This window comes from Pedobacter folensis, from assembly GCF_056490665.1.
In genome coordinates this window covers 1,407,644-1,431,210 of the sequence record NZ_JBWJIF010000001.1, presented here as the reverse complement: position 1 = coordinate 1,431,210, position 23,567 = coordinate 1,407,644, and the positions used below count along the sequence as shown (strand labels likewise).

At 41.2% G+C, this 23,567-nt stretch carries 14 protein-coding genes; 4 read left to right on the top strand and 10 right to left on the bottom strand.

Annotated elements, in window-relative coordinates:
• Positions 1 to 120: 120 nt before the first annotated feature.
• From AC04QZ_RS05695 to AC04QZ_RS05650, 10 genes are all read right to left on the bottom strand, one after another.
• Complete coding sequence (locus AC04QZ_RS05695; RefSeq protein ID WP_478356936.1) at positions 121 to 1,794, bottom strand: molybdopterin-dependent oxidoreductase; 1,674 nt, start codon at positions 1,792 to 1,794, stop codon at positions 121 to 123.
• A gap of 281 nt (positions 1,795 to 2,075) precedes the next feature.
• Positions 2,076 to 2,984, bottom strand: a complete 909-nt coding sequence (locus AC04QZ_RS05690) for a heparin lyase I family protein (protein ID WP_478356935.1) — start codon at positions 2,982 to 2,984, stop codon at positions 2,076 to 2,078.
• A gap of 229 nt (positions 2,985 to 3,213) precedes the next feature.
• On the bottom strand, positions 3,214 to 4,773 hold the full coding sequence (locus tag AC04QZ_RS05685) for a heparin lyase I family protein (RefSeq protein ID WP_478356934.1): 1,560 nt from the start codon (positions 4,771 to 4,773) through the stop codon (positions 3,214 to 3,216).
• A gap of 494 nt (positions 4,774 to 5,267) precedes the next feature.
• Positions 5,268 to 7,220 carry a heparin-sulfate lyase HepC gene (gene hepC, locus AC04QZ_RS05680; protein ID WP_478356933.1) on the bottom strand — a complete coding sequence of 651 codons (1,953 nt, stop codon included), beginning with the start codon at positions 7,218 to 7,220 and terminating at the stop codon, positions 5,268 to 5,270.
• A 98-nt stretch (positions 7,221 to 7,318) separates the two neighbouring features.
• Positions 7,319 to 9,307 carry a heparin-sulfate lyase HepC gene (gene hepC / locus AC04QZ_RS05675; protein WP_478356932.1) on the bottom strand — a complete coding sequence of 663 codons (1,989 nt, stop codon included), beginning with the start codon at positions 9,305 to 9,307 and terminating at the stop codon, positions 7,319 to 7,321.
• Positions 9,308 to 9,355: 48 nt separating this feature from the next.
• Positions 9,356 to 10,924 (bottom strand): fimbrillin family protein, encoded by a 1,569-nt coding sequence (locus AC04QZ_RS05670; RefSeq protein ID WP_478356931.1) that lies wholly within the window; start codon positions 10,922 to 10,924, stop codon positions 9,356 to 9,358.
• Positions 10,925 to 10,975: 51 nt separating this feature from the next.
• Positions 10,976 to 12,856: a fimbrillin family protein gene (locus AC04QZ_RS05665; protein WP_478356930.1), complete on the bottom strand. Its 1,881-nt coding sequence runs from the start codon at positions 12,854 to 12,856 to the stop codon at positions 10,976 to 10,978.
• Between the two features lie 128 nt (positions 12,857 to 12,984).
• Positions 12,985 to 14,199 carry a clostripain-related cysteine peptidase gene (locus tag AC04QZ_RS05660; protein ID WP_478356929.1) on the bottom strand — a complete coding sequence of 405 codons (1,215 nt, stop codon included), beginning with the start codon at positions 14,197 to 14,199 and terminating at the stop codon, positions 12,985 to 12,987.
• 5 nt (positions 14,200 to 14,204) lie between these two features.
• Positions 14,205 to 15,647 (bottom strand): fimbrillin family protein, encoded by a 1,443-nt coding sequence (locus AC04QZ_RS05655; RefSeq protein ID WP_478356928.1) that lies wholly within the window; start codon positions 15,645 to 15,647, stop codon positions 14,205 to 14,207.
• A 69-nt stretch (positions 15,648 to 15,716) separates the two neighbouring features.
• Positions 15,717 to 16,922 (bottom strand): glycoside hydrolase family 88 protein, encoded by a 1,206-nt coding sequence (locus AC04QZ_RS05650; protein ID WP_478356927.1) that lies wholly within the window; start codon positions 16,920 to 16,922, stop codon positions 15,717 to 15,719.
• 326 nt (positions 16,923 to 17,248) lie between these two features.
• On the opposite strand from AC04QZ_RS05650, the gene AC04QZ_RS05645 reads away from it, so the two are divergent.
• The 4 genes from AC04QZ_RS05645 to AC04QZ_RS05630 all read left to right on the top strand — a co-directional run bounded on the left by AC04QZ_RS05645 (position 17,249) and on the right by AC04QZ_RS05630 (position 23,564).
• Positions 17,249 to 18,214 carry an ROK family protein gene (locus tag AC04QZ_RS05645; RefSeq protein ID WP_478356926.1) on the top strand — a complete coding sequence of 322 codons (966 nt, stop codon included), beginning with the start codon at positions 17,249 to 17,251 and terminating at the stop codon, positions 18,212 to 18,214.
• A 512-nt stretch (positions 18,215 to 18,726) separates the two neighbouring features.
• On the top strand, positions 18,727 to 19,449 hold the full coding sequence (locus AC04QZ_RS05640) for a ferritin-like domain-containing protein (protein WP_478356925.1): 723 nt from the start codon (positions 18,727 to 18,729) through the stop codon (positions 19,447 to 19,449).
• An 11-nt stretch (positions 19,450 to 19,460) separates the two neighbouring features.
• On the top strand, positions 19,461 to 20,381 hold the full coding sequence (locus AC04QZ_RS05635; RefSeq protein WP_478356924.1) for a ferritin-like domain-containing protein: 921 nt from the start codon (positions 19,461 to 19,463) through the stop codon (positions 20,379 to 20,381).
• A gap of 33 nt (positions 20,382 to 20,414) precedes the next feature.
• Positions 20,415 to 23,564: a SusC/RagA family TonB-linked outer membrane protein gene (locus AC04QZ_RS05630; protein WP_478356923.1), complete on the top strand. Its 3,150-nt coding sequence runs from the start codon at positions 20,415 to 20,417 to the stop codon at positions 23,562 to 23,564.
• Positions 23,565 to 23,567: the final 3 nt, after the last annotated feature.

Here is a 23,567-nt window from a genome sequence, read left to right as displayed (position 1 = left end):
CCTCTCATTTTTTACAGATTTTAAGGGTAACTAAAAATCAGATTAAGGTGATTGAGTTACCCTTTTTTAATTATCCAATCAGTTCATTCGCATGATCATCAAGAATAAACTGACTTCAGCTTAAGTATTGGCTATCAGATCAAAGTATTCATCATCTTCATTTTTACCGCCATAGCCTTTACCAACACTTTCATGATTTTCTATAAATTCAATGTGTTCAATCCATTTCACCATTTTATAACCCAGCTGGTTTTCTACCCGGAGTCTTAACGGAGCACCGTAAACGTTGCTTAACGGTTCATAATTCATTTCCCAGGCCAGTATGGCGCCAGGTTTAAGGCAGTTATCTAAGGTATGGGTATCGTAATAAGGTCCACCGTATAAGCTTTCTCCAAACGAGTAAAATACAACTGTTTTTACGTTTGCTTTGGGTTTAACCAAATCGACAAGGGTTTTAAGGGGTAAGCCGCCCCATTCTGCAATGCCCGACCATCCTTGTATGCAATGGTGCATGGTAATGTTTTGTTCTTTACCTAAAGCTTTCATTTCATCGATGGATAGCTCGATAGGGTTTTCTACCAATCCGTCAATTTTGAGTTTATAGTTTTTAAAATCGTTGGCGGCTAAATCATTCCATTTGTCTGAGACTGGTAATTTACCATTTGCCCAGAAAAAAGGCGTAATATCTTCCTTCTTAAAATAAGCTTTTGGCTTTAACTTATTAATGGTGCGGAGCCACAAATTACCATTTATATAAGCACTTGCCTGTTGCACCCAGCGTGGCCTTTTCCACGAAACCCAGTGCGCATAAAAGCAAAATATAATGGTGAAAAGAAGAATGGCGATGCCAATATATAAACCACTCCGATCGGATGGATGATCGGTACCCAGGGTGATGTGGTTTAAATTCCTAACGAGGCCAGTAGCCACAACCATGGCCACATGGATAATTATAAACGCCAGGTAAGCAAGCATGACTAAAAAATGGACTGACCTTGCGCCTTGTCTGTTGCCAAAAATTTTAGGCAGCCAGTGAAATCTATTTTCTATAGCTGGCGACATACATAAACCGCTCAACATGGATAATGGCGCGAGCACGAATACCGCACCAAAATAAGATAGTTTTTGTAAAGCATTATAGTAATAAAAACCATTGGGCTCCAATGGCATATTAAAGGTAGCATAATGCACAAAAACAGACCATGCATCAGGAAAAATCTGCCATGAGGTAGGTACAATCCGCTGCCACTGATCGCCAGCAAATAACAGCGCAACAAAAATAACCCCATTTAATACAAAAAATGGAACATGGATAAAGTGCCATCCTCTTGCTATGCCGACCGTATGCCGAAAACCAGGAAGTGCCAATAACGGACTGATATAACGTGCATCATCCTTGGCGGTCCAAAGTTTGTCTTTTGGTATCTGGATAGGCGTTAACTTCAACCATTCCGATCCCGGGGTACAGCCATTCTGCCAGTAAAGCCGGGGATGATCCATCAATATGGAGAGGCCACTTCTGATTAAAATTACCAGAAAGAAAAAGTTAACCCAATGGCATAAAATTACCCAGACCGGAAAGCCTTTAACCGTATCTGCCGTAACAGCAGGAAGCAGGCGTGATGGATCGTCAGGTAAACCATATACTAAATACTGTATCCAGGCTACACCAACGCTGGCTAACAGCAGCAGGGCTATAATAACGAAAACATAAGGCTTTAAGCCCAGGTACATCTTCCTGTCGGGAGGGTAATGTACATTCTTTTCTGCTTCGTTAAAATGGGTAAACAGCATAGTTTTCTTTCAGGATATTTAATTTCTTCGATCGAAGTTTTAACCATTCCATCATTTTAGCGTTTTTTAAATAAGGTTAAAAGGATGTGTGGATGATAGATAACGAAGATAGTTTTTTCTGAAATAATATGATCTAAATCTTTAAAATATCCTGTATAAGTCTTTTAACAAATGGTAAAAAAAGAAGGCCGTTATATCCACCTGGTGGAACAACGACCTTTAGAAAGATGATGGGACGATTAAATTAGCGTAAATTAGTTTTGAGTCAACCTCATTTAATATTAGTTCAATGCGATAATGCGGATATTGTCATGATAAGCAATCCGCGTTAAAACATTATCGTTGGTAATGACATTGCCACTGGCATCTGTTCCAGCTTCGCGGTATACACCCCATTTAATATAACCATGCTGGCCAGGTAAGGTATCTGGTGTGCCGGTATAGGTAGCGTAATTGCTTCTGTTTAAAACGAGGTTGTAGATACTCTGGCCAGGTAATTTGGTGTAAATTTTCAAATAACCGGTATTGGTTGTTGCCCATTTCACATCAATACGAAAATGAATCCATTGGTTAATGTATGGTCTAAAATCAGTTATTAAATTATCCTGATTGCTGGTGTTTCTGGTTACAATGGCATTGCGTTTGGTTAAGATCCGTACAGGCACCAAAGCCCCGCCGGTAATTTTAAGCTGGAAAATATTGTCGCCATAAGCAGGGTTAGCCGAATTCCATTGTCCCCAATCTTTCAATAATACACTAAATTCATAACGGCGTTCATCACCTGGTAAATAACGGGCATTTGCTGCATAATCGGCATCACTTTCGCTGCGATAAGAACCATTGGAATAATAACCGGGAAGACCTAAGGTAACCTTATGGGAAATGCCATAAGTGGAGCTTTCGCTCCCTGGCGAAACCACATCGGCAGCATCAGCAGCTGTCGCATTTGTTGGATTTACGCCGGTAATACCCGAATTTTCTGTGCCGTTTTCATAATTGATTTTCAAAATCGTATCGCCCGCGGTTAGGGTATTCAGGCTATTCGAATTTTCTATCGGACCCTTGCCTTTTGTTAAGGCAGTATCAGATGAGCCAACGCTTTCTTTAGTACAGGCAAACAATAGGCCCAGTATACCGATTGCTGCCAACAGTTTACCTGCTGTTTTTGGGTTAAATTCTTTTGTTTTCATAGGTTAATTTTGGTTAGGTTTTAAATAGATGAATTAATTTTTAATTTAAAGTAGAGGTGTTTTTTTTGATCAAAACTATTGGTGGTTATTTTAAATACGTGCATAGGAATCTTGCCTTTTGATAACGGGGACAGGTTAATCACCAAATTATTGGTTTCTAATCTTGTATTGTTTTCAGAACAAAGCAGCAGTATAAAATTACACCACTGCTTTGTTCAGGCTTACTGATCTAAGGATTTGGCAATACCTGGCCATTCACCTGGAAATCGTTAAGCCCAACAGAAGTACTGCCACTGGTTGCGGTAGCCCCATAAGCATATAACCTAAAGGTAACGGCGGTGCTAATATTGGTAAGTGCCGAGGCATTGAATTGTATCGATGTTGGTGTAGTAGTGCCACTGATTGTAACAGGGGCAGAGATATTGCTGGCGAAATTATCAATACTAGAGCGGAGCACAAATGTATTGGGATGTGTGGCGCCGCCCCTTAACACGGTAAATTTAACATCGCTAAAGTTAAAATGGTAGCCACTTAGGGGTTCCAAATTGAACTCGTAATATTCTGTCGGATCAAAAGCTGATGGCGTTGTAGATGATACTGCATTTACCCATCCACTGACGAGGTATCGTCCGCCTGGGCCAGGAGCACCGCCTGATATACCTGCTGCCGACAGCGTTGAACGGGAAAAATCAGACCGTGGGGTACCCACAACATTATCAGCCGGGTTTGGCGCAGGACTGGTACTGTTCACATATACAATGTTTTGTGCAGGCTGGTATTTAATATTGGGGTGAATATATACGTGGCTGGTATTGTTGTAAGCGGTAGGGCTTGTAATATTTGAAACGATTGTATACGGGCCATCCAGATAGGCCGGATTAGCGTCAGGAATACTATTGCCCCAGATGAGGCCTGTTGTAGTAGGTGCCTGATTAAGGTTGATGATCCTGATATCGTCGTGATAAACGGTACGGGTGCTGTTGGGTGGCACCACATATAATCCCCATTTAATGTAGCCTATGTTTCCATCGCTAACATTGCCTGTAAAGGTAGAATAGTTTGTTTTTTCGTCAACCAAAACAAAATCGCTTTGTCCGGGTAATTTCATATAGGTTCTCATATAACCTGTAGTGCTCGTCGCCCAAAGCACATCTATCCTAAATTGGATCCATTGGTTTACATAGGGTTGGAGGTTGCTTACGATATCTTTCACCGATACATCCTGATACCTGATGCGTATCGCATTTCTTTGTGCACGGATCATCAGCGGAACATTTTCACCACCCGATACTTTTAACTGAAAAAGATTGCTTTCATTGGTGGCATCGCCCTGATTCCACACCGGCCAGTCTTTAAGCAGTACACTAAACTCGTAGCGGCGTTCATCGCCGGGGAAATAACGGGCAGGAATAAACTGTTGCGCATCGCTTTCACTTCTCCAGTTGCCATCAGAATTATATCCCGAATCGCCATATACCACTTTGTGCGCAATTGCATGGTTTAGCGTGGTAGCACCCTGCGATACCATGTAAGCAGCATCCAATGCAGTGGCATTGGTTGGGTTTATGCCTGTTATACCAGAGTTGAGTGTGCCATCTTCGTAAGTTACGTTTAGAATGGTATCGCCATAGTTCAGGTTGGCTTGTGGTCCGGTAGCCATTTTTGAAATGGAGAATTTTGCTGTCTCGGTTTGGCTGGTCAGGCCGTTTTCAATTTTACTGCAGGCACTTGCTAAAAATAGTATGGCCATAGCCATATACTTTTGCGGGTAAAATGATTTTTTTTTCATGTGGTTTTGGTTAGTAAATGGTTAATTGTTTTTCTTATATCATGGTATTTTTTTTAAGGTCATTAATTCAATCTATCATCTCTATTGGGAACCGGTCGTTCCATGTTTTGGCATTCAATCAGTCTGTCCTGCTCTCATTTTTTTGGCGTGCCCCCAAGCTGCGCAAGGGGGGGGCGGGCTATTCGCTGCAAGTCCTCGCATCGTTTTACTCCGCTGTGGGCTTTCCGCTGCTATCCCTCACGCTGGCAAAGCGCCAAACTTTTCTCTATTGGCTGGTGTCCTCACCAGCCAGGTTCATTTCAATTCATTTTCAGAATTGTAAGTTTATTTGCCAGGCTTTTTATTTGGGCGTGCCCCCAAGCTGTGCAAGGGGTCGGGCTATTCGCTGCAAGTCCTCGCCTCGTTTTACTTCGCTGTGGGCTTTTCGCTGCTATCCCTCACGCTGGCAAAGTGCCAAACCTTTCTCTATTGGCTGGTGTCCTCACCAGCCAGGCTCATTTCATCAGCGCTACTTTTACTTCGCTTTTTTTACCATCAATGCTTAGGGTAAGGTTTAGGTTCCCTTTTTCAAAATCGTTCCCTTCATTTTCTTTTACCGTAATTACAGGCGCTTTATCGCCATCAAATGGATAAAGGATACTCACAAAGTTTTGGGTTTTAGCATCACTTTTCGCTTTTTCGAAAACAAAGGCAGGCCTGCTGATTTCTTTCATGTATACATAAGAAACTTTTCCTTCTTCTTCGCTGAGCGAAACCTGATCTGAATTTAAATTTTGAATTAAAAGGTTATTGCCATCAGCATAAGTGGTGTATACCCTGTTTTTTGCTTTATCAAACACAGGTTTACTATCTTCTTTTAATTGAAAATGTGTGCCTAAAGTACCTGTTGCTTTGCCAATGGCCTGATCGATAATCAGGAAATATTTTTGGTTGATGAATAGCACACTGCGCTGGTGGTTTAAACCGGTATAACTTGGATTGGTGTAGGTTAATACATCCAATGGTTTACTGGCTTCCCATTTGTTCTGGGTGGCTTTGGTAATCACCATGTTTTTATTGTCCAGTGTAAGTGTGCTGTGTACACGGGTTTGGCGGAACCAGTCTCTTTTTTTCATGATCTCGGCATCACCGCTGTAGAGGTAACAACCAGCATCGGGCGTAAAATTGCGGCCTTTTACCCAAAGTTCGAACGTTCCGTTATCAGGCTGGGCATGAAATTCTCCCGGAGGACCGGCTTTTAAAGTCATTACGGTTGCATCGTTTTTCCATCCGTTTCTAAACGTATAAAAGCCTGCATTAGGCAAACCTTTCGACAAATAATCAGGTGCGCTACCTTTTTTGCCATCGGTAGCGAAGTAAGCAATGCTTTGGTTATCAGGAAAGTTTTTGCCCCAGTCAGCATAGTTTTTCATCATCCCATTTTTATCTCCCGGCCAGCTATCGCCAAACATGGGAGCAGTATAATCAGGGAAGGAAAAGTTAGCCGTAGCCAATACCATTTTCTCTATTTTAGCAATATAACTCGACGGAAATTCCTTTTCTTGTCCGCTTACCTGTGCAGCGCGGTATGCATTTAAAAAAATACCAATAGATGCGATATGGTATGATGGCGACATTTCCCACTGCATACCATCATTAAATACTTGTTTTTCAATTTCCTTATTTAGCACGGTAATGCCACTTTTTCTCCAGGCCGGCGCATTTTTAAGCTCAGGGAATTGCGAACCTGCACCTACAACACGCTGGGCTTCGAATAGTAAATGGTTGCCCAGCTCGCTGTAATTTTTAGGAACATAATCTGCCTGGAAACTGAAACTGTTTAGAAATTCCAATAAAAACGCGGGTGTAAAACTTTGTGCATTTACCGTCAGATCAAAAATAGCCGGAAATATGTTTACCCTTTCTGATACCTCTAAAGGGCGCCAGGCAAAACTGTCGTTGTCTTTTGATAAACCCAGCGGATTTTTTTTAGCCCAATCGCCAAACTCGAAGATAAATTCTTTGGCGTATTTTTCATCTCCAGTGCTATTAAAGGCTTTACCTAGCGATTGCCACCACTTTACGCGGTGTAACTGCCAGCGGACCTCATTATCTTTTACCGGCCAAAACTGCCAGTTAATATCTTTACCATAATCGAAAAACCCATAACCTTTCTGAGGCTTAAATTTGTGCGCTAAAGCATTGTCTGCGCTTTCTTTATCGCCACTGTTTAGTGTTTTGTTTTTGGTGATTTCGCTATGGTTTGCCTTGTTGCGGTAATAGCTCAATAATTCTTTACCTGCATTATCGTATTGGCCTGCCAAAAATTGTTTGTTTACTTTTTCTAAGCCAGGGTAGGCAAGGTTGATGTTGTCAAAACTTTGTTTGGTAAGCGGTGCATCTTGTGCGTTTGCAAATAGGCCAGCGGTCAGTAAGGAGCAAAGCGATATTTTTTTTCTGATATTCATTGTTATTCGGGTCTGATCAGTTATTTATATGATTATTCATTCAATTTATTTTGCCCAAAGCTACTCTTTGGTCTTTTTTGTCTTTGTAGTTCATCACCTTAATTCGTACCTAAATCCTGCTTCACAATTGTCGTTTTACCATTAATACTAAGCGTAATGTCTATTTTGCCATTTGCAAAATCATGGCCAGGATTTTCAGTAAAGTTGATCACTGGTGGGGTGCTGCCATTATAAGGATACAATACCGAAATAAAAGCCTGTGTTTTGCCATCTGCCTTTGGTTTTTCGAAAGCAAAAGCTGGCCTTGGTGTTTCTTTTTGGTATACATACGATACAAAACTTGGCTCTTCTTTTACACTTACTTTATCTTTATTTAATACCTGTATCAAAAGGTTATTGCCATCAGCATAATTAGTATTAATACGGTTGTTGCTGGCATTCAGGGTAGCCTGGCTATCTTCTTTTAAATGATAACGGATGGCCAATCTTCCAGTTGCTGTGCCAATTGCCCTGTCAATAATGACGAAATATGTTTTATCTATAAATAAAAACGTGCGCTGGTGGTTTAAATCTTTATAACTGGGATTGGAATAGCTAAGGATATCTAAATTATTTCCCGTTTCCCATTTTTGCAGTTTCGCGTCGTTTTCTATGGTTTTATCATCAATGCTCAGGGTTTGGTGTGCTTTGGTAGAGCGGTACCAATCTCTTTTGGTATTTGCCTGGTCGCCCACATTGGCATACACGAAACTCCCGGCATCGGGTGTAAAATCGCGACCTTTTACCCAAAGCACAAAATTGCCATTATCGGGGTGGGAGTGGAACGCTGCAGGTGGACCGGCTTTTATCTGCATTACGATGGCTTTCATATCCCATCCGCTCCTGAAAGCATAAAAGCCGGCATTAGGAAGACTGCCGGAAAGATAATCTGGGGCTGTGCCCGTTTTGCCATCAGTAGCATAATATTCAATTACTTTGTTTTTAGGGAAAACCTTTGTCCATAAGGCATAACTTTTAAGCATAGCCGCTTTGGTGGTTAAAAATGCATTGCCATAAAGCGGAAAGGTATAATCGGGGAATGAATATTTACCTACTGCAAGCACCATTTTTTCGGCAAGGTTCCGGTAGCTTTCAGGAAATTCCTGTGCTGCTCCATTTAACTGGGCAATTTGTAGTGCATCCAAAAATATTTTAATGCTGCCAATATGGTAGGAGGGCGATAGCTCGAACTGAACGCCATCAGGCAGTATCTGTTTTTTAATTTCTTCATTTAAAACGGTTATGCCGCTTTTACGCCAGTTAGCAGCCTGTTTCATTTCTGGGAATGTGCTGCCGGCGTACATCATGTGCAGCGCTTCGTATAGTCTATGGTTGCCTATATCCGTATAATTGGCCATTACATAATCGGCCTGTGCGCTGTAAGAGTTTAAAAACTCCATTAAAAATGCAGGGGTAAAATTTGGCGAGTTAAGAAAAAGATTAAAATACCCCGACCAGTGATTTAACCTGAACGATACTACGAAAGCCTTCCAGGCGTAATCTTTATCATCGGGGTAAGCACCCTGTTTGTTTTTTTTAACCCAATCGCGCAGTTCAAATAACCATTCTTTGGCATATTGCTCATCGCCGGTACTTTGGTACACGATGCCCAGGGGCTCCCAAAAAGCAGTGCGGTGTAAAAAAGTGGTCAGCAATTGATCTTGCACCGGACGGTATTGCCAGTTAATCTCTTTGCCATAATCGAAAGTAGGATAACCTTTATGTGGTTTAAATTTGTGCTGCAAAATATTATTGGCCAGCTCAAGTGTATTTTCATTTACCTTTTTGCCTGCTAATTTTTTAATCTCATCCGTATCAAAATCAAGGTGACGCACATTGGTGCGGTTGCGGTAATATTTAAGCAATTCTTTTGCCCCCTCTTCGTACTTTGCAGCAGCTACCAGATGTTTAACCTTTTCCAATCCTTTGGCATCCAGGTTAACCACATCGAAACTGCTTTTGCTAACCGCTGTTTCTTGTGCTTTTGTGGAGCTGAATGCCGATAAAATTATGGTAATCGCCAGTAATGTTCTTTTTAAACACATCATATGCTGTAATATTTATTCAGGGTCTTGTATTAGCTTTTAGCGGAATTATTAATTTAATTTATAAATCCTGATATCATCGTGATAAGTAATTCGGGTAAGCCCTTCCTGGATTCCGTAAACGCCCCACTTGATATATCCAATATTTCCGACAGCTGGATCGCCGGCAAAAGTGTCGTAATTTGTTTTTTCATCCACCAGCTTAAAATCATTTTGTCCGGGCAGTTTCATAAAAGTTCTGATGTATCCCGTTGCATCTTTAGTCCATTTTGCATCTATTCTAAAATGTATCCATTGGTTTACATAAGGCCTAACATCAGACAGGAAATTAACTACGCGAATATTATCCCTGTAGCGCAGCCGCAGTGCGTTTCTCGAAGCACGCAGCTGTAAAGGAACACCCGAATCGGTAGTTGAGTTGCCAGATACTTTTAGCTGAAAAATATTGGTTTCATAAATAGGGTCGGAAAGCCAGGGCGTCCAGTCTTTCAGCAGAACACTAAACTCATACCGGCGTTCGTCTCCCGGTGCGTAGCGGGCGGCGGTAAGGGCTATCGCATCCGATTCGCTCCGGTAAGCGCCATCAGAATAATATGCATTATCGCCATATACTACTTTATGGGCAATGGCATAGTTTCCTGTAGCGCCTGGTTGTACCATATAATTGGCATCAGCTGCTGTGGCATGAGAAGAGCTTATACCCGTAATGCCCGAATTGAGAGTTCCGGTTTCATAATCTACATTAAGGATAGAAACGGGAATGCTTTTTTGCAATACCACGGTATAGCTGTAGTTTTTACCTTTTTCGAGATTAGTGCCATTAGGCAGTAACCAGGTAAAAGATTCTCCCGAGGGCAAGGTAATAACCACTTTTTTATTGGTCGCGCCAGTAATGGGTATTAAAACAGCAGATGCTACCCGTTCGGCGGCCGCAGTGCCAATGATGTTGGCGCTGATATTGGCAGGGTTAGTGCCGGCAGCGAATGTAGCCGTATTCAGATCAAAATCGGCCTGCGTGTTGAAGTCTTGAAAGCTGGCTGTGATGCCGTTTAAACTGGCAATACCCCCGCCAGCCTGTACGATCAGGTTTACCCGCGCTAACTGATGTGCAAAATTTAGATTGGGTACCGTAGTGCTGCCCTGGCTAAAACCGGTAGCATTATTGGCATACATCAGGTCGATAGCAGGCAGGTTGCTTTGTGAAGACACATCTACTTTGTAGATATTGCCCGTAATTGTTGATTTGTAAGGATAATAAGCAACAAAATTAACGGCAGAGCCATCACCTGGATAACTGAAGGCATCGCTGGTCTGTGCGGTAAAATTCCCGTTTCCGGTAGTGGTGGTATATTTTTTATTGGCCACAAGCACCGAAGCATCGGAGGCTTTTTTCATAAACACGCCAATATTGTCGTTAGCCTCCCAGGTATTGCCTATGGCTTTGGTTCCGGTTTCGCCTTCAACGGATGAGGTAAACTGCACCTGCCTGCCAGGTGTTGGCTCCGGAGACGAGCTGGAGCCCTTATCATCTTTTCGACAGGAATAGACAATAATCAGTAAGGCAAACAAAACAGCTGCTATTGCTTTTTGATCGAGAAAGCTAGTTAATCTTTTATTCATTTGTTAAAAATATTTATAGCGGTTAGGCAGTCGTTTTTAAACATATTTTAATTAACGTGGTGTTTGTGAATATCCTGCACAGTTCACTACAAAAGATTGGACATCTCCAGGTTGGTAGATGCCAAATTTAAAGTAATAGCCTGGTGCATCGTTTCGGCCAATAGCCACAGTGGCATTATTTACAATTTTTGTGTTTACAGCTGTGCCGTTTTGATGGTAACTCATGGTGACGTCTATTTTTCCAGGAGCGATCATTTGGTTGCCTGGCCCATTGTAAGCGGAATAATCAATATCCATAATAAAGGTAACCCAGGTATCTTTAGGATAGTTGGCAAAAGGCATGCGGTACACATTGGTCGCTATTTTATATCCCCCGGCTGAGGTTACGGGTTGTAATACACCCACACGATCAATATTGGCGCCATTTCGGTCTTCAATATCGGTTGCCCATTTGCTGTCAGAGGTTACGGAAATATAAAACTGTCCTCTGCCAAAGCCCATTTCCATTGGCGGATAACCACCAGCATCCATTTTCCATCCGTTAGCAGGTCCCTTTGCCCCGTTTACGATGGAATATCCGATGCCATCATCAAATATCATGGTCTGCGTCAGTTCCAAAAACTGGTCTTTTGTAAGCATGGTTTGTTCTCCATTTGGTGATACGACGAGCGTACGATCGTTCATGCCATGAATTTGTGAAAAAATTGCCGTTGAAGCTGGATCAGTATTAGAAGGCACATAGATCGCATATTGATATCGCCATTTGCTAGCCTGCGGTGTAATACCTTTACCACGGAGGTAGGTGCTAAACGTTTTTTGGTCTTTAATATAATCAGCAGCAGAAATACCTGCATAATCCTGGTTGGTGGCATATGCATATTGTAGTTCAACCCTGTCTCTTGTCGTGCCATCACTTTTTAGCTCAAAACGATAAGAAGGTTCGCCATTAAAAAGAATACCATAATCTTTTTGAAAAGCATAAGGATTGTTATTGCCAATAACCACCCATTGTTTATCTACAATATTGGCAAACTGGGCACTATCCCTTTCGGGAAATACGCGACGTGTAAAAGGCTGTAACCAGGGTTGTCCGTTACCCAATGTAACATTGTACCGGTATTTTTTTCCTTTTTCAAATGTAGCACCTGCAGGTAGGGTCCAGGTGTAAGTGCTGCCAGAGGCCAGGGTGAAAATAACTTTTTTCCCGGCTGCATCGGCCAGGGGCAATAAAATAACGGAGGCCATTAAATAGGGGGTACCTGCAATAGACTTAATATTAGCATTTATACTAGCCAGCGTAGACCACGTCGTTAGCGTACCTGTATTGAGATCAAAATCGGCTCTTGTATTCATATTTTGAAAACTGGCAGTAATGCCATTCAGGTTGATGCTGCTGCCAGCCATAATGGTAAGATCTACCTGCACCAACTGACGCGCAAAGCTTAAATTTGGACTAGTGGTGCTTTTATTGCTAAAGCCGGTGGCATTGTTGGCATACATCAGGTCAATGGCCGGAAGGCTGGTTTGTGAGGATAAATCGATCGGATAAATATGGCCAGAGATGCCGGGTTGATATGGGTAATAAGCCACAAAATTTACGGCAGAACCATCAGGATAATTCAAACCATGGTCTCCTTGTGCTGAAAAATTGCCATCGCCGGTAGTGATGTATTTTTTATTGGCAGCAATTACTGCTGCATCAGCTGCTTTTTTCATAAACAGGCCAATGCTATCGTTTACCTGCCAGGTATTGCCAGTGGCTTTGGTTCCGGTTTCACCTTCAACAGATGAGGTAAACTGCAGACTGCTACCAGATACGGGGCCTGACAATGGGCCTGTATTATCTTTTCGGCAGGAATAAGCAAAAAACAATAATGCGAATAAAGTAGCTATTGCTTTTTGATTTAGAAAGGCAGATGATCTTTTATTCATTTGTTAAAATTATAGATATAATGTTGCGGGTACTTTCGATATGGATCAAAAGAATATCAATTTTGATGAAGAAAGCCTAAAACGATCATGCTGCTTATCGCTCCTTCTTATTTACGTGTAATACTGCATTACAACATTTTATCAAATCCTGCTGCGCGATACCAGCCTAAACTCCGGTAAAAAGGATGTACCCATTCATTATCCGGGTGGGGTACATAGCAGGACAGACCGGAAAACCGGTTGATGGGTTTCCCCAAAAAATTCGGCGTATGCACTTGGTATAACACTACATCATCCACTGCATCTTGTAATCCCTGCAGAGAAATACCTGGGAAGTTTTTTTCAAAAAAATCCATAAAATCAAATCCTGCCATAGGAGAAGCGGCATCAAAATCAAGGCGTTGTACTTCAGTCCGTCTAAAATCAGGATACGTAAAAGCATGCTGGTACAGGAAATTGCGTGTGGTTTGTGCCAGTTGTTCCAGTTTTTCTGTTTTGATGAGCGAGAATGTAGCAGACTGACTATTGCCACTTTGCGTCATATAATAACGATAATAGTTGTCGCAAATCGCAGGTAATCCCACCTCGGGGTCTTCAAATAGATTTTTTTCAATGCGGTTGTACGGAAGGCCTACACTTAACACTTCGGTTGGCGAAGCCAGGATGTAGCGGGTTTTGTCTTTAAGTTCATATAATACTTCTGTAGAGGCCATAGAGCAGGCATCAAAAATAAGATACTCGAGGTTGCTGGGTAAGGCATACTTCAGGTCCTGCACATCCATTTTACTGCCATTATCATCACTAAAAGAACGCAGGCTAATCGTGGCATTTTTGGGCAACCAGTTGGTCGCATGCGACCAAAGAATGGCAGCATAGGTTTTGGCGGGGTATAAAGCCTGTATATCGCTGAATATCATTTTCATGATATCGGGGTTCGAGGCGTCGTGGTCGTTATATACTTTTACTTTACGGCTTATAATTTGTGGACTGCTATCCTTTGAAATTTCATATACGGTAGGTTGTTGTCCAAATATTTTGGCATATACAATCAATTTGCCGTTTGTTTGGTCAAATGCTTCTTCCATCTGATTGATATTGGTATAAGCACTGGAAGCAAGGCTGTTATTCGCCGACATGTACACGATAACTACTTTTTTTAATTCATCTTTTTTGATAACAAAATTGTCTTCTTCCGACCGCTTACAGGAGAATAAAAACACAAGGATGCCCATATAAAATATGAACTTTTTGAATGTTATTTGTTGAATATAAAAGCGCTCCATGGTTTCCGAAAATAAGAAAGAGGAGCTAGCCCCTTCAAGACTGCTCCTCTTATATTTCATTGATATTATTTTGTGCCCAGTAGTTTTACATCATCTATACGGAAAAAAGAACCTGTCGCCGGGGCTACTATTCCTTTATTACCTATAAATTCCAAAGTACTGGTCGCATTGGCTGCTGCGGTACTTAAGTTTACCTCGATACTTACCGGCGTCGTGCTATTATTGCTTGGTGCGGCTGGCACAGTATAGTCAACTCCGTTATACCTTACGGTGATGATGTTGGCAAAATCAAGTGTAGTACCAGATGCAGGCGCATTGATTAAGGTCGCCCTGAATTGCAATTTCAGATTAGTAAAGCCATCGGTATTAATATTGTTCATTTTAATATTATTTTCAGTGCCGACAAATCTGGCATTATTGGTGGTAAATCCGTTACCGGCCACAATGATTGTGGTATTTCCTGCATAGGCAAAGGTAGGATTGTCATAATTGTCATATGCTGTAACAGCCTGGCGGGAACTTGGAAATCCGCTTAAATCTTTGGTTCCAAAAGTTTCCATAAAAATTTGCTTCTCGGTAGGCGTTGGGGTGGTCACATCCGGATTCAGGTTTGTGCTGCCACCAGGTACATCTACCCAGTTGGTAATGGTAGCCGTTCCCAGTTGTACGGCTACTGGCGTGGTAACTTTTTGTAAAACAATAGTATAGGTATTTTTCTTGCCCGCTTCAAATTTAGATCCTGCTGGTAAAGTCCAGGTAAAGTTGTCGCCTGATGGAAGTGTAAATACAATTGTTTTGTTGCTGGCGTCGGCTAATGGCAACATAATGGCCGAGGCCAGTTGATCTGCGCCAGATGCCGTTATATTGGCATTAATATTAGCAGGGGCCAGGCCACTAGTCAGTGCTCCGGCGATTAAATCAAAATCGGCTAAGGTATTAAAACTTTGAAATGCTGCGGTAACACCACTTACACTGCTCACGCCTGCACCTGCTTTTACGGTAATTTCTACTTTCGATAACTGGTGTGTAAAAGTGAGGTTCGGTGTAGTGGTACTGGTTTGGCTAAATCCCGTAGCGTTACTGGCATACATTAAATCGATCGCTGGCAGGCTGGTTTGCGAAGCTACGTTTACTTTGTAGATGTTATTGGTATTGGTTGCGTTATATGGGTAATAAGCTGCAAATTTCAGCGATGAGCCATCGCTCGGATAAGTGATAATCTCGCTACCTGTAGCCGTAAAATTACCATTGCCGGTAGTCGTGTACTTTTTGTTGACATCAACTAAGGTTCCATCACTGCTTTTTTTGGAAAATACACCAATGTTATCATTTGCATCCCAGGTATTTCCAGAAGCTTTGGTGTTTGCTTGCCCTAGAATAGAAGATGTAAACGAAATTTTTGTATCAAGGTTTTCGTCAGGTGTGTTGACTTTGCCTTTTTTGCAGGAGGCCGCCAGCAGCATAAGTGTTGCCGCAGCAAGCGTTGTTAATGTAAATTGTTTACGCATAGTTTTAAGTTTGGTTTTTTAAAATATTTGGTTGAATTTTTAGTTTTTAAAACTTGGAGGATTTTACCTTCAGTATTTAGCCTTTGCCGCTATTTCTGTATATCTTTTTAATGCTTCCAGATAATAGTAATCAGCATAATCTAAAGGCGTATCAATCTCTGAATTGTATAAAAAGGCACCTACACTGTGTTTGAGGATAAACAGACCGTTTTCGCCCGGTTTGGCCAGGTATTCATCCGAAGAAAGTGATTTTAAAATTTCTTCAGCATAATCAAAATATTTCTTACCATCTTTTACCTGAGTGCTCAAATCCAGTAAGCCTGAGGCAATAACAGCCGCTGCTGAGGCATCTCTCGGCGCAGGCTCTTCCACACCGGTTGCATTATGCACATCAAAATCCCATACCGGTATTTTATCTTTTGGCATACGTGGGTGGTTCATGATGAATTTGGCAATATTTTCTGCCTGCGCTAAAAAAGCAGGATTTTTAGTGTTCTTATAACACATGGTATAGCCGTAAAGTCCCCATCCCTGGCCACGGGCCCAGGCCGATTCGTCAGTTACCCCCTGATGCGTTCTTTTGGCAAGGACCTTTCCGGTTGCTGCATCATAATCTACCACATGGTACGAACTGAAATCTTTTCTGAAATGATTTTTCATCGTAGTGGTCGCATGGGTACTGGCAATATTGGCGTAAGCCGGGTTTTTAAATTCGTTGGCTGCCCAGTATAAATATTCGAGGTTCATCATATTGTCGATAATGACCGGATAATGCCACCACGAAAAATCCCATGATCGGATTACTCCTACCTTTGGGTTAAAACGTGCCGCAAGGTGTTTGGCACCATCCTGTAGTGCGGGTAAATAGGTTTTATCTCCGGTGATGCGGAAAGCATTACCATAAGAGCAGTAAAGCATAAAACCCACATCGTGTGTATTGGTGATGTGGCGAATAGAATCTAGTGCCAGCGTAAACTTTCTGGCTTCCTGAGCCAGGTTTTTATCGCCTGTAAGCTCATAACCATACCATAAGCTCCCCGGAAAAAAGCCGGTTGTCCAATCGGTAATGCCAGCAATCCTGATGGTTCCGTTCGGATTAACGGAGCGTGGGTTTTTGCCAGGTTTATAGGTTTGTGCAGCTTTATTTAACTGAAATGCAATCACGTCAGTGGTTTTCTTTAACCAATTTAAGGGAGGATCATTTTGTACAGGAGCAGCACAGCAGTTTAATACCAGTGTGGCGGCTACCACTACCAAGCAAAAAGCTTTTTTCATAGTGTAGAAATTTGGTCTTAATTATAATTGTTTTGTGAAGTGAAATTAAGACAGCGCAAACAGAATCACTTTTGATTATTATCATAAATATTTTGAAATTGGTTAACGCACAAATTTTATAGGGCTATACTCCTTGTATTTGTAATTAAGGCTGTTTGTTAACCTATTTCTTAATGGATTAATCAATTTTTAAAGATTTTGATCTGAAATTTAATGTATAGGCTTATCATGAATTCTATTTTTAGCCTATATTTAAATGCTAAATTGAAACGACAAAAACATATCCATTAAAGCAATGCAAAAAAGATTTAAACTAGGTTCGGTATATGATTACTTTAAATAATTTCAACATGGAACAATCGTATGCTATCGGAATTGATGTTGGTGGGTCTTCACTCAAATGTGGGGTAGTAAACCAAAATGGCGAAATTTTATATTCCATTATTGTATCGCTAAAAAATGCGAAAACACAAGGCGCCATTATTGCGCTGATTGTAGAAGCGATCCATACCTGTGCTAAAAAGTTTAAAAATCCCATTCTTGGGGTAGGTATAGGTTTTCCGGGAATTATTTACAACAACAAGATTATTGCCGGTGCGGATAATTTACCTGGGTTTAAACAATTGGCTTTAGGCGAAATCCTGCAGGAAGTAACCCGTTATAATATTGTAATGGATAATGATGCCAATTTAATGGGCCTTGGAGAAATGACTTACGGGGCAGCCAAAGATTGTAGTGATGTGGTTTTTCTTACCGTGGGCACAGGGATAGGTGGCGCAGTGATGATTGATAATAAGCTTTACGGCGGATTTAGAAATAGAGGGACAGAACTGGGACATATTGTTGTACAACATAACGGACTCGCCTGCGCTTGCGGAGGTCGTGGTTGTTTAGAAGCTTATGCATCGGTAACGGCCCTGCTTAACCATTACCAGTCTATCCATCCTAATCCACCAGAAGAGATTGACGGTAAATATATGGTAGAAAAATACCTGGCCAGAGAAGAATATGCCGTTGAAGCGATGGAATCACATTTCGATTACCTGGCTACGGGCATTATTAGTTTTGTAAATGTATTTAGTCCACAAAAAATTGTAATTGGTGGAGGCATAAGTGAGTCGGGTGCTTTTTATGTTCGGGAGATAGAAAGAAGAATAAAAACTTTAGCGGTACCTATTGCACCTGGTAATGAGCTGGTGGTTGCGGCCAGGTTGGGCAACAAGGCAGGTTTGCTTGGTTGTGCAGCAAATGTTTTTCAAAAATTTAAGGCATTTGATTATGTCGTGAAATAATTCTTCAGAAAAATAACAGGAGTTCAGCTAAATCTGTATCCTTTTCTGGGAATCGGTCAGAATAAAAATTATTGAATTTAAACAGAGAGGATATTCTAAAATTTAGAATATCCTTTTTTTCTGTCGAATAATGTAGGATATCGCTTACAGGAAAATATAAATCGGTTAAATTTTTTACCATTTATCTCAGCTGTTTTGTCATCATTTCTGCTCCAAATAACCCCAGGGAAGGCCGAAATAAGTCATTTAAGGCATGTTTAGCCAAATTTGATAGTATTTTAAACAAATTTGAAACTCTTTTTCTATCCCTAATGCTAAATTCGTTACAGTAAGATGAATGGCAACCGACCTGTGGAAAATAATCTCCACATATCATTTTCCTAACAGGCTTACAGACTAAGCAAACCTGAAAAGGTTTAAAACATTTAACCAAATAATACAGATAAGGTATACAGTTAATAACCGAACCGGATACCGATTGCAATACTGAACTTTATAAACCAACTAACAAAATGACTAAAAATAATTCTGAAGCGATAGCTGAAAAAGATTCTTTTTCGATCAGCAACATGCAGCGAAGGCAGTTTTTGCAATTTGCAGGGGCATCAGCGGCTTTAACAATGGGATTAATCGGTTGTAAAAAGGAAGAAACACCTGCATCTACTCCTTATACCAATACCGATAATACAATCGATTTTAAAGATGATGCAGGTTTGCTTAATTATATTTATGCTTTAGAACAATTAGAGGCTGCGTTTTATATCAAGGCTGCAGCAAGTTTTCCGGCAACTTTTACGGTTCAGCAAAAAATGTTGTTCAATGATATCAGGCTCCATGAAATTGCCCACCGCGAATTTTTTAAGAAATTTTTAGGTGCAGCTGGCCTTGGTGTACTTGAATTTGATTTTTCATCTATCGATTTTGCTGATGCTACAGCCGTATTAAATGCAGCCAGAACATTCGAAGATCTGGGAGTTGCCGCTTATAACGATGTGGTAGTGAAATGCAAAAACGATTATAACCTGATTATTTTAAGTCAGATCGCAACCGTAGAAGCACGCCATGCAGCCTATGTACGTAGCCAGGTAAGTGCCCTAAGCTTTGCCGATCTTACCGAACTGGCTCCTTTAGGTGCCGATGCCGCTAACGCACTCGATGTTACCCTCGCACCAGGTAAAGTGCTGGAACAAGCATCAAAATATATCAAAACAAAATTGAATGTAATCAATCTATAAACCAAAACAGTATGAATATTTTAAATATCATTGAGGAAATAGAAAAAGTAGAGGGCGAGGTTTATAATAAATTGAGTCCAAGGCGTAAGGCATTGCAGCACTTTTTAAACATGGGCAAGAAAGTTTCCTTAGCCACTTTACCTTTAACATTTGGCACCATGTTTCAAAAAGCGTATAGCCAAACGACCACAAATGCGGCCACAATAGATTCGCTAAACCTGGTTTTGGCTTTAGGTTATATGCAGTTTCAATTTTATAATAATGCATTAACCGCTACACCAACTTTAATACCGGTTGCCGATAAACCCATTATTACCGCTTTACGCGATCAGGAGCAGGCACATATTAATGTAATCACCAAAGCCGTTACCGATCTGGGTGGTACACCAAGGCCCTTAATGCCTTATACCAGTTTCGATTATACCAAAGTGAATGCGAATGTGGCTACCAATTATGGCACATTTTTAAGAACCGCTGTGGTGCTGGAAGATTTAAGTGAGCGTGCTTATAAAGGACAACTGATTACATTAATGGGAACACCCGCTTTGGCCACTGCTGCACGGATACAAACCGTAGAAGCTCGTCATTCGGCCCAATTGCGCCAGATGGTCAATAAACTACAGATTGCCACCCTGAAATATTTACGTCCATGGGTAAGTATCAGAAGAAACGATGCCGATGGAAGCGATTTACTCCCGATTACCGGAAACGATTCGATGATTGGTGCACTAAACCCTGTATATGATATTGATGCCGGATTGCTCAACAGGGAAACCAAAACCGCTCAGGCAGGAATAGAGCTGCTGGGTATAGCCGGAAATGTAGATTTAACGGCAGGTCCTGCTTCAGAAGCCTTTGATGAATACCTGTTAACTGCAACAGTTAAAACGGCCGCTAACCTGTTTATTAAACCCGGGTTTCAGCTAATCTAATTAAACCATTAATTCACCGACAAGGGAAATCACATGAAACGAATTATAATTTTATTCCTATTGCTTACCAGTTATAACTTCCTTTTTGCACAAGAGGTTATTACTGTAAAAGGGATAGTGAAAGATGAGACAAACCAGCCTTTACCTGGTGCAACTGTAAACGAAAAAGGTACCACCAATACCACCATAACCGGTAACGATGGCGGATACACCATTAAGGTAAAATCAAACGCCCGTTTGGTATTCTCTTATTTAGGTACAAAAACTTCAGAGCAGGGGGTTAACGGAAGAACAACCATTAACGCAAAACTAATCGATGATGCCAATAACCTGAACGAAGTTGTGGTTACCGGTTATGGACAAACCGTGGCCCGTAAAGATTTAACCGGTGCAATATCATCCATAAAAGGTGAGGAACTGGCCAAGGTTCCGGTACAGAATGTTGGACAGGCACTACAAGGCCGTTTAGCAGGTGTTCAGGTATCAATGGCTGACGGTACACCGGGAGCAGCACCATCAATTGTAATCAGGGGTGGAACTTCGATTACTCAAAGCAACGAGCCTTTATATGTAGTAGACGGTGTGCCGCAAACAGATGGATTGTCTTTTTTAGATCCGATGGATATCGAATCTGTTGACGTACTGAAAGATGTATCAGCAACCTCTATTTATGGAGCCCGTGGTGCTAACGGCGTCGTTTTGGTTACCACCAAAAAAATAAAGGAAGGTAAAGTATCCATCAACTATGATGGTTACGTAGGAGTAAAAAAGGTGACTACTTTTTTACCGATGATGAATCCTTTGCAATATACTTTGCTGCGTTATGAAGTGAGCGCAACCGATCCGGCACGTTTAGCCTCATTTCTGAAAAACTATGGTAGTTTCGATTCGCTGCAAATCCGCTATGGCAACAGGCCAGGGGTAGATTGGCAAAAAGAATCGTTTGGCGATGCCGTTGTCAATCAGGCGCATAAGATCAGTATTAACGGTGGGGGCAGAGAAACCCGCTTTAATGTATTTTACTCGCGCAATGATGATAATGGGATTTTGCTCAACACCGCATCGGCAAAAGATATCGCTAAAGTGAGTCTTTCACACAACGTAAGTCAAAAATTTAATTTAAGTGCTATAGTAAATTATGCCAACCAGAAAATACCCGGCTTAGGTACAGGCGAGGGGAGATTAAGCCTGCTGAATACCATTTTGCGCTACAGACCGGTTGTGGGTATTGGTAATGATGATTTTTCACTAATCGATTTGGATATAGATCCTTTAGATCCGAATCCTAGTTCTGTGCTTTATCAAAGCCCAATCGTTACGCTGGAGACTCAGCACCGTGAATCAAGGTTAAAATCGTTGAACATGAATGCAACAGCATCATACTTTTTTGATAAACACTTTACTTATCGTGGTTTGGTAAACTTTACCGATAATAATAACTCAGCCAGGATTTTTAACGATGCCAGATCATTATTTGCACAACGTTCGGGCGGAGCTACTGGTGGAGTAGGTTATTCTACTGCACAGCAGTTTAATTACAATAACACATTAACTTACGCCAACGTATTTAACAAAGACCATAAACTCGATGTTTCTGTGGGTCAGGAATACATCTACAATTACAATCAAAGTTTACTGACCGCTTCAACAAACTTTCCTTCAATTAATTTAGGTTGGGATAAACTTCAACTGGGTACGGTAACGTCCTTCCCGGTTACAGCAGCAGAAGATAGCAAACTATTGTCGTTCTTCAGCAGGGCCAACTATTCTTACAAAGGAAAGTATTTATTAACCGCAACCCTGCGTGCTGATGGTTCTTCGAAATTTGGTGCCAACAATACCTGGGGATACTTCCCATCGGCTGCCGTAAGCTGGCGTGCTATAGAAGAGAAATTTATGAAACAACAGCATATATTCTCTGATTTAAAGCTGCGTTTAAGTTATGGTGTTGCAGGTAATAACCGTATTGCAAACTATGCCGCTTTAGGTATTTATAATGCCGGGGTTTACCCGTTAAACGATCAGTTGATATCTGCATCTTTTCAGGAAAACCTGGCTAATCCTTCATTAAAATGGGAATCGTTAAAAGCATTGAACATTGGTTTGGATATTGGTTTATTAAAACAACGCATCACCTTAACCACCGAATATTATGATAACCGCTCTAAAGATTTGTTGTTTAATACGCGCATACCAGCCAGTTCTGGTTTTAATACCCAGTTCCAAAACATAGGTACCACTTCGAGCAGAGGACTTGAAATGACCTTGAACAGCACAAACATCAGAACAACCAACTTTAACTGGACAACCAACTTAAACGTGGCTTTTACCAACACAAAAGTATTAAGCTTAAGTGATGGTGAAACCAGCAGGTTGGCCGATGGTAATATTGCCAGCGATTATATTTTGCAGGTAGGTAGTCCGGTGGGTGTAATGTATGGTTATGTAAAAGAAGGTTTATATCAGGTAAGCGATTTTAACTATAATCCAACAACCAATGTTTATACCTTAAAACCAGGCGTGGTTAGAGATGCTGTTACCGTACAGCCCGGTTTTATTAAGTTTAAAGATATTAGCGGACCCGATGGTGTGCCTGATGGTATCATCAACAACTTCGACAGGGTGCCCCTAGGAAACGCGAAGCCTAAATTTTCAGGTGGTTTGGGAAACAACTTTAGCTATAAAGGCTTCGATTTGAGCGTATTTGTAAACTTCTCATTAGGCAATAAGGTATATAATGCCAATAAATTAACCAATTCTGATCTGACTTTAGATTACGTGAACACATTTGCCTCATTTGCCGATCGCTGGACCACCATCAACGCTTCGGGAGCAAGAGTGACCAGTCCGGTAGAACTCGCTGCGCTAAACCAGGGTAAAACAATACCATCTTACAATGGTGGAGGTAGCTCCCGCTTGTATGATGAAATTATTGAAGATGGTTCTTTCCTTCGGATCAATAATGTTAGCCTGGGTTATACTTTTCCTAAAAAATGGTTAAGTGCAGTAAAAATTGCCAATGCGCGTGTTTATTTTACTGCTTATAACTTATATGTATTTACAAAATATAAAGGTTATGATCCTGAAGTGAGTGTCGTAAACAATCCTTTAACTCCAGGCATCGATGCCAGTGCTTATCCAAGAGCAAAATCATTCCTGGCAGGTCTTAATCTATCATTTTAAATC

Excerpts from the sequence above, each read along its gene's own strand:
- AC04QZ_RS05695 (WP_478356936.1), bottom strand. The coding sequence starts at position 1,794 with ATGCTGTTTACCCATTTTAACGAAGCAGAAAAGAATGTACATTACCCT.
- AC04QZ_RS05690 (WP_478356935.1), bottom strand. The coding sequence starts at position 2,984 with ATGAAAACAAAAGAATTTAACCCAAAAACAGCAGGTAAACTGTTGGCA.
- AC04QZ_RS05685 (WP_478356934.1), bottom strand. The coding sequence starts at position 4,773 with ATGAAAAAAAAATCATTTTACCCGCAAAAGTATATGGCTATGGCCATA.
- hepC (WP_478356933.1), bottom strand. The coding sequence starts at position 7,220 with ATGAATATCAGAAAAAAAATATCGCTTTGCTCCTTACTGACCGCTGGC.
- hepC (WP_478356932.1), bottom strand. The coding sequence starts at position 9,307 with ATGATGTGTTTAAAAAGAACATTACTGGCGATTACCATAATTTTATCG.
- AC04QZ_RS05670 (WP_478356931.1), bottom strand. The coding sequence starts at position 10,924 with ATGAATAAAAGATTAACTAGCTTTCTCGATCAAAAAGCAATAGCAGCT.
- AC04QZ_RS05665 (WP_478356930.1), bottom strand. The coding sequence starts at position 12,856 with ATGAATAAAAGATCATCTGCCTTTCTAAATCAAAAAGCAATAGCTACT.
- AC04QZ_RS05660 (WP_478356929.1), bottom strand. The coding sequence starts at position 14,199 with ATGAAATATAAGAGGAGCAGTCTTGAAGGGGCTAGCTCCTCTTTCTTA.
- AC04QZ_RS05655 (WP_478356928.1), bottom strand. The coding sequence starts at position 15,647 with ATGCGTAAACAATTTACATTAACAACGCTTGCTGCGGCAACACTTATG.
- AC04QZ_RS05650 (WP_478356927.1), bottom strand. The coding sequence starts at position 16,922 with ATGAAAAAAGCTTTTTGCTTGGTAGTGGTAGCCGCCACACTGGTATTA.
- AC04QZ_RS05645 (WP_478356926.1), top strand. The coding sequence starts at position 17,249 with ATGATTACTTTAAATAATTTCAACATGGAACAATCGTATGCTATCGGA.
- AC04QZ_RS05640 (WP_478356925.1), top strand. The coding sequence starts at position 18,727 with ATGACTAAAAATAATTCTGAAGCGATAGCTGAAAAAGATTCTTTTTCG.
- AC04QZ_RS05635 (WP_478356924.1), top strand. The coding sequence starts at position 19,461 with ATGAATATTTTAAATATCATTGAGGAAATAGAAAAAGTAGAGGGCGAG.
- AC04QZ_RS05630 (WP_478356923.1), top strand. The coding sequence starts at position 20,415 with ATGAAACGAATTATAATTTTATTCCTATTGCTTACCAGTTATAACTTC.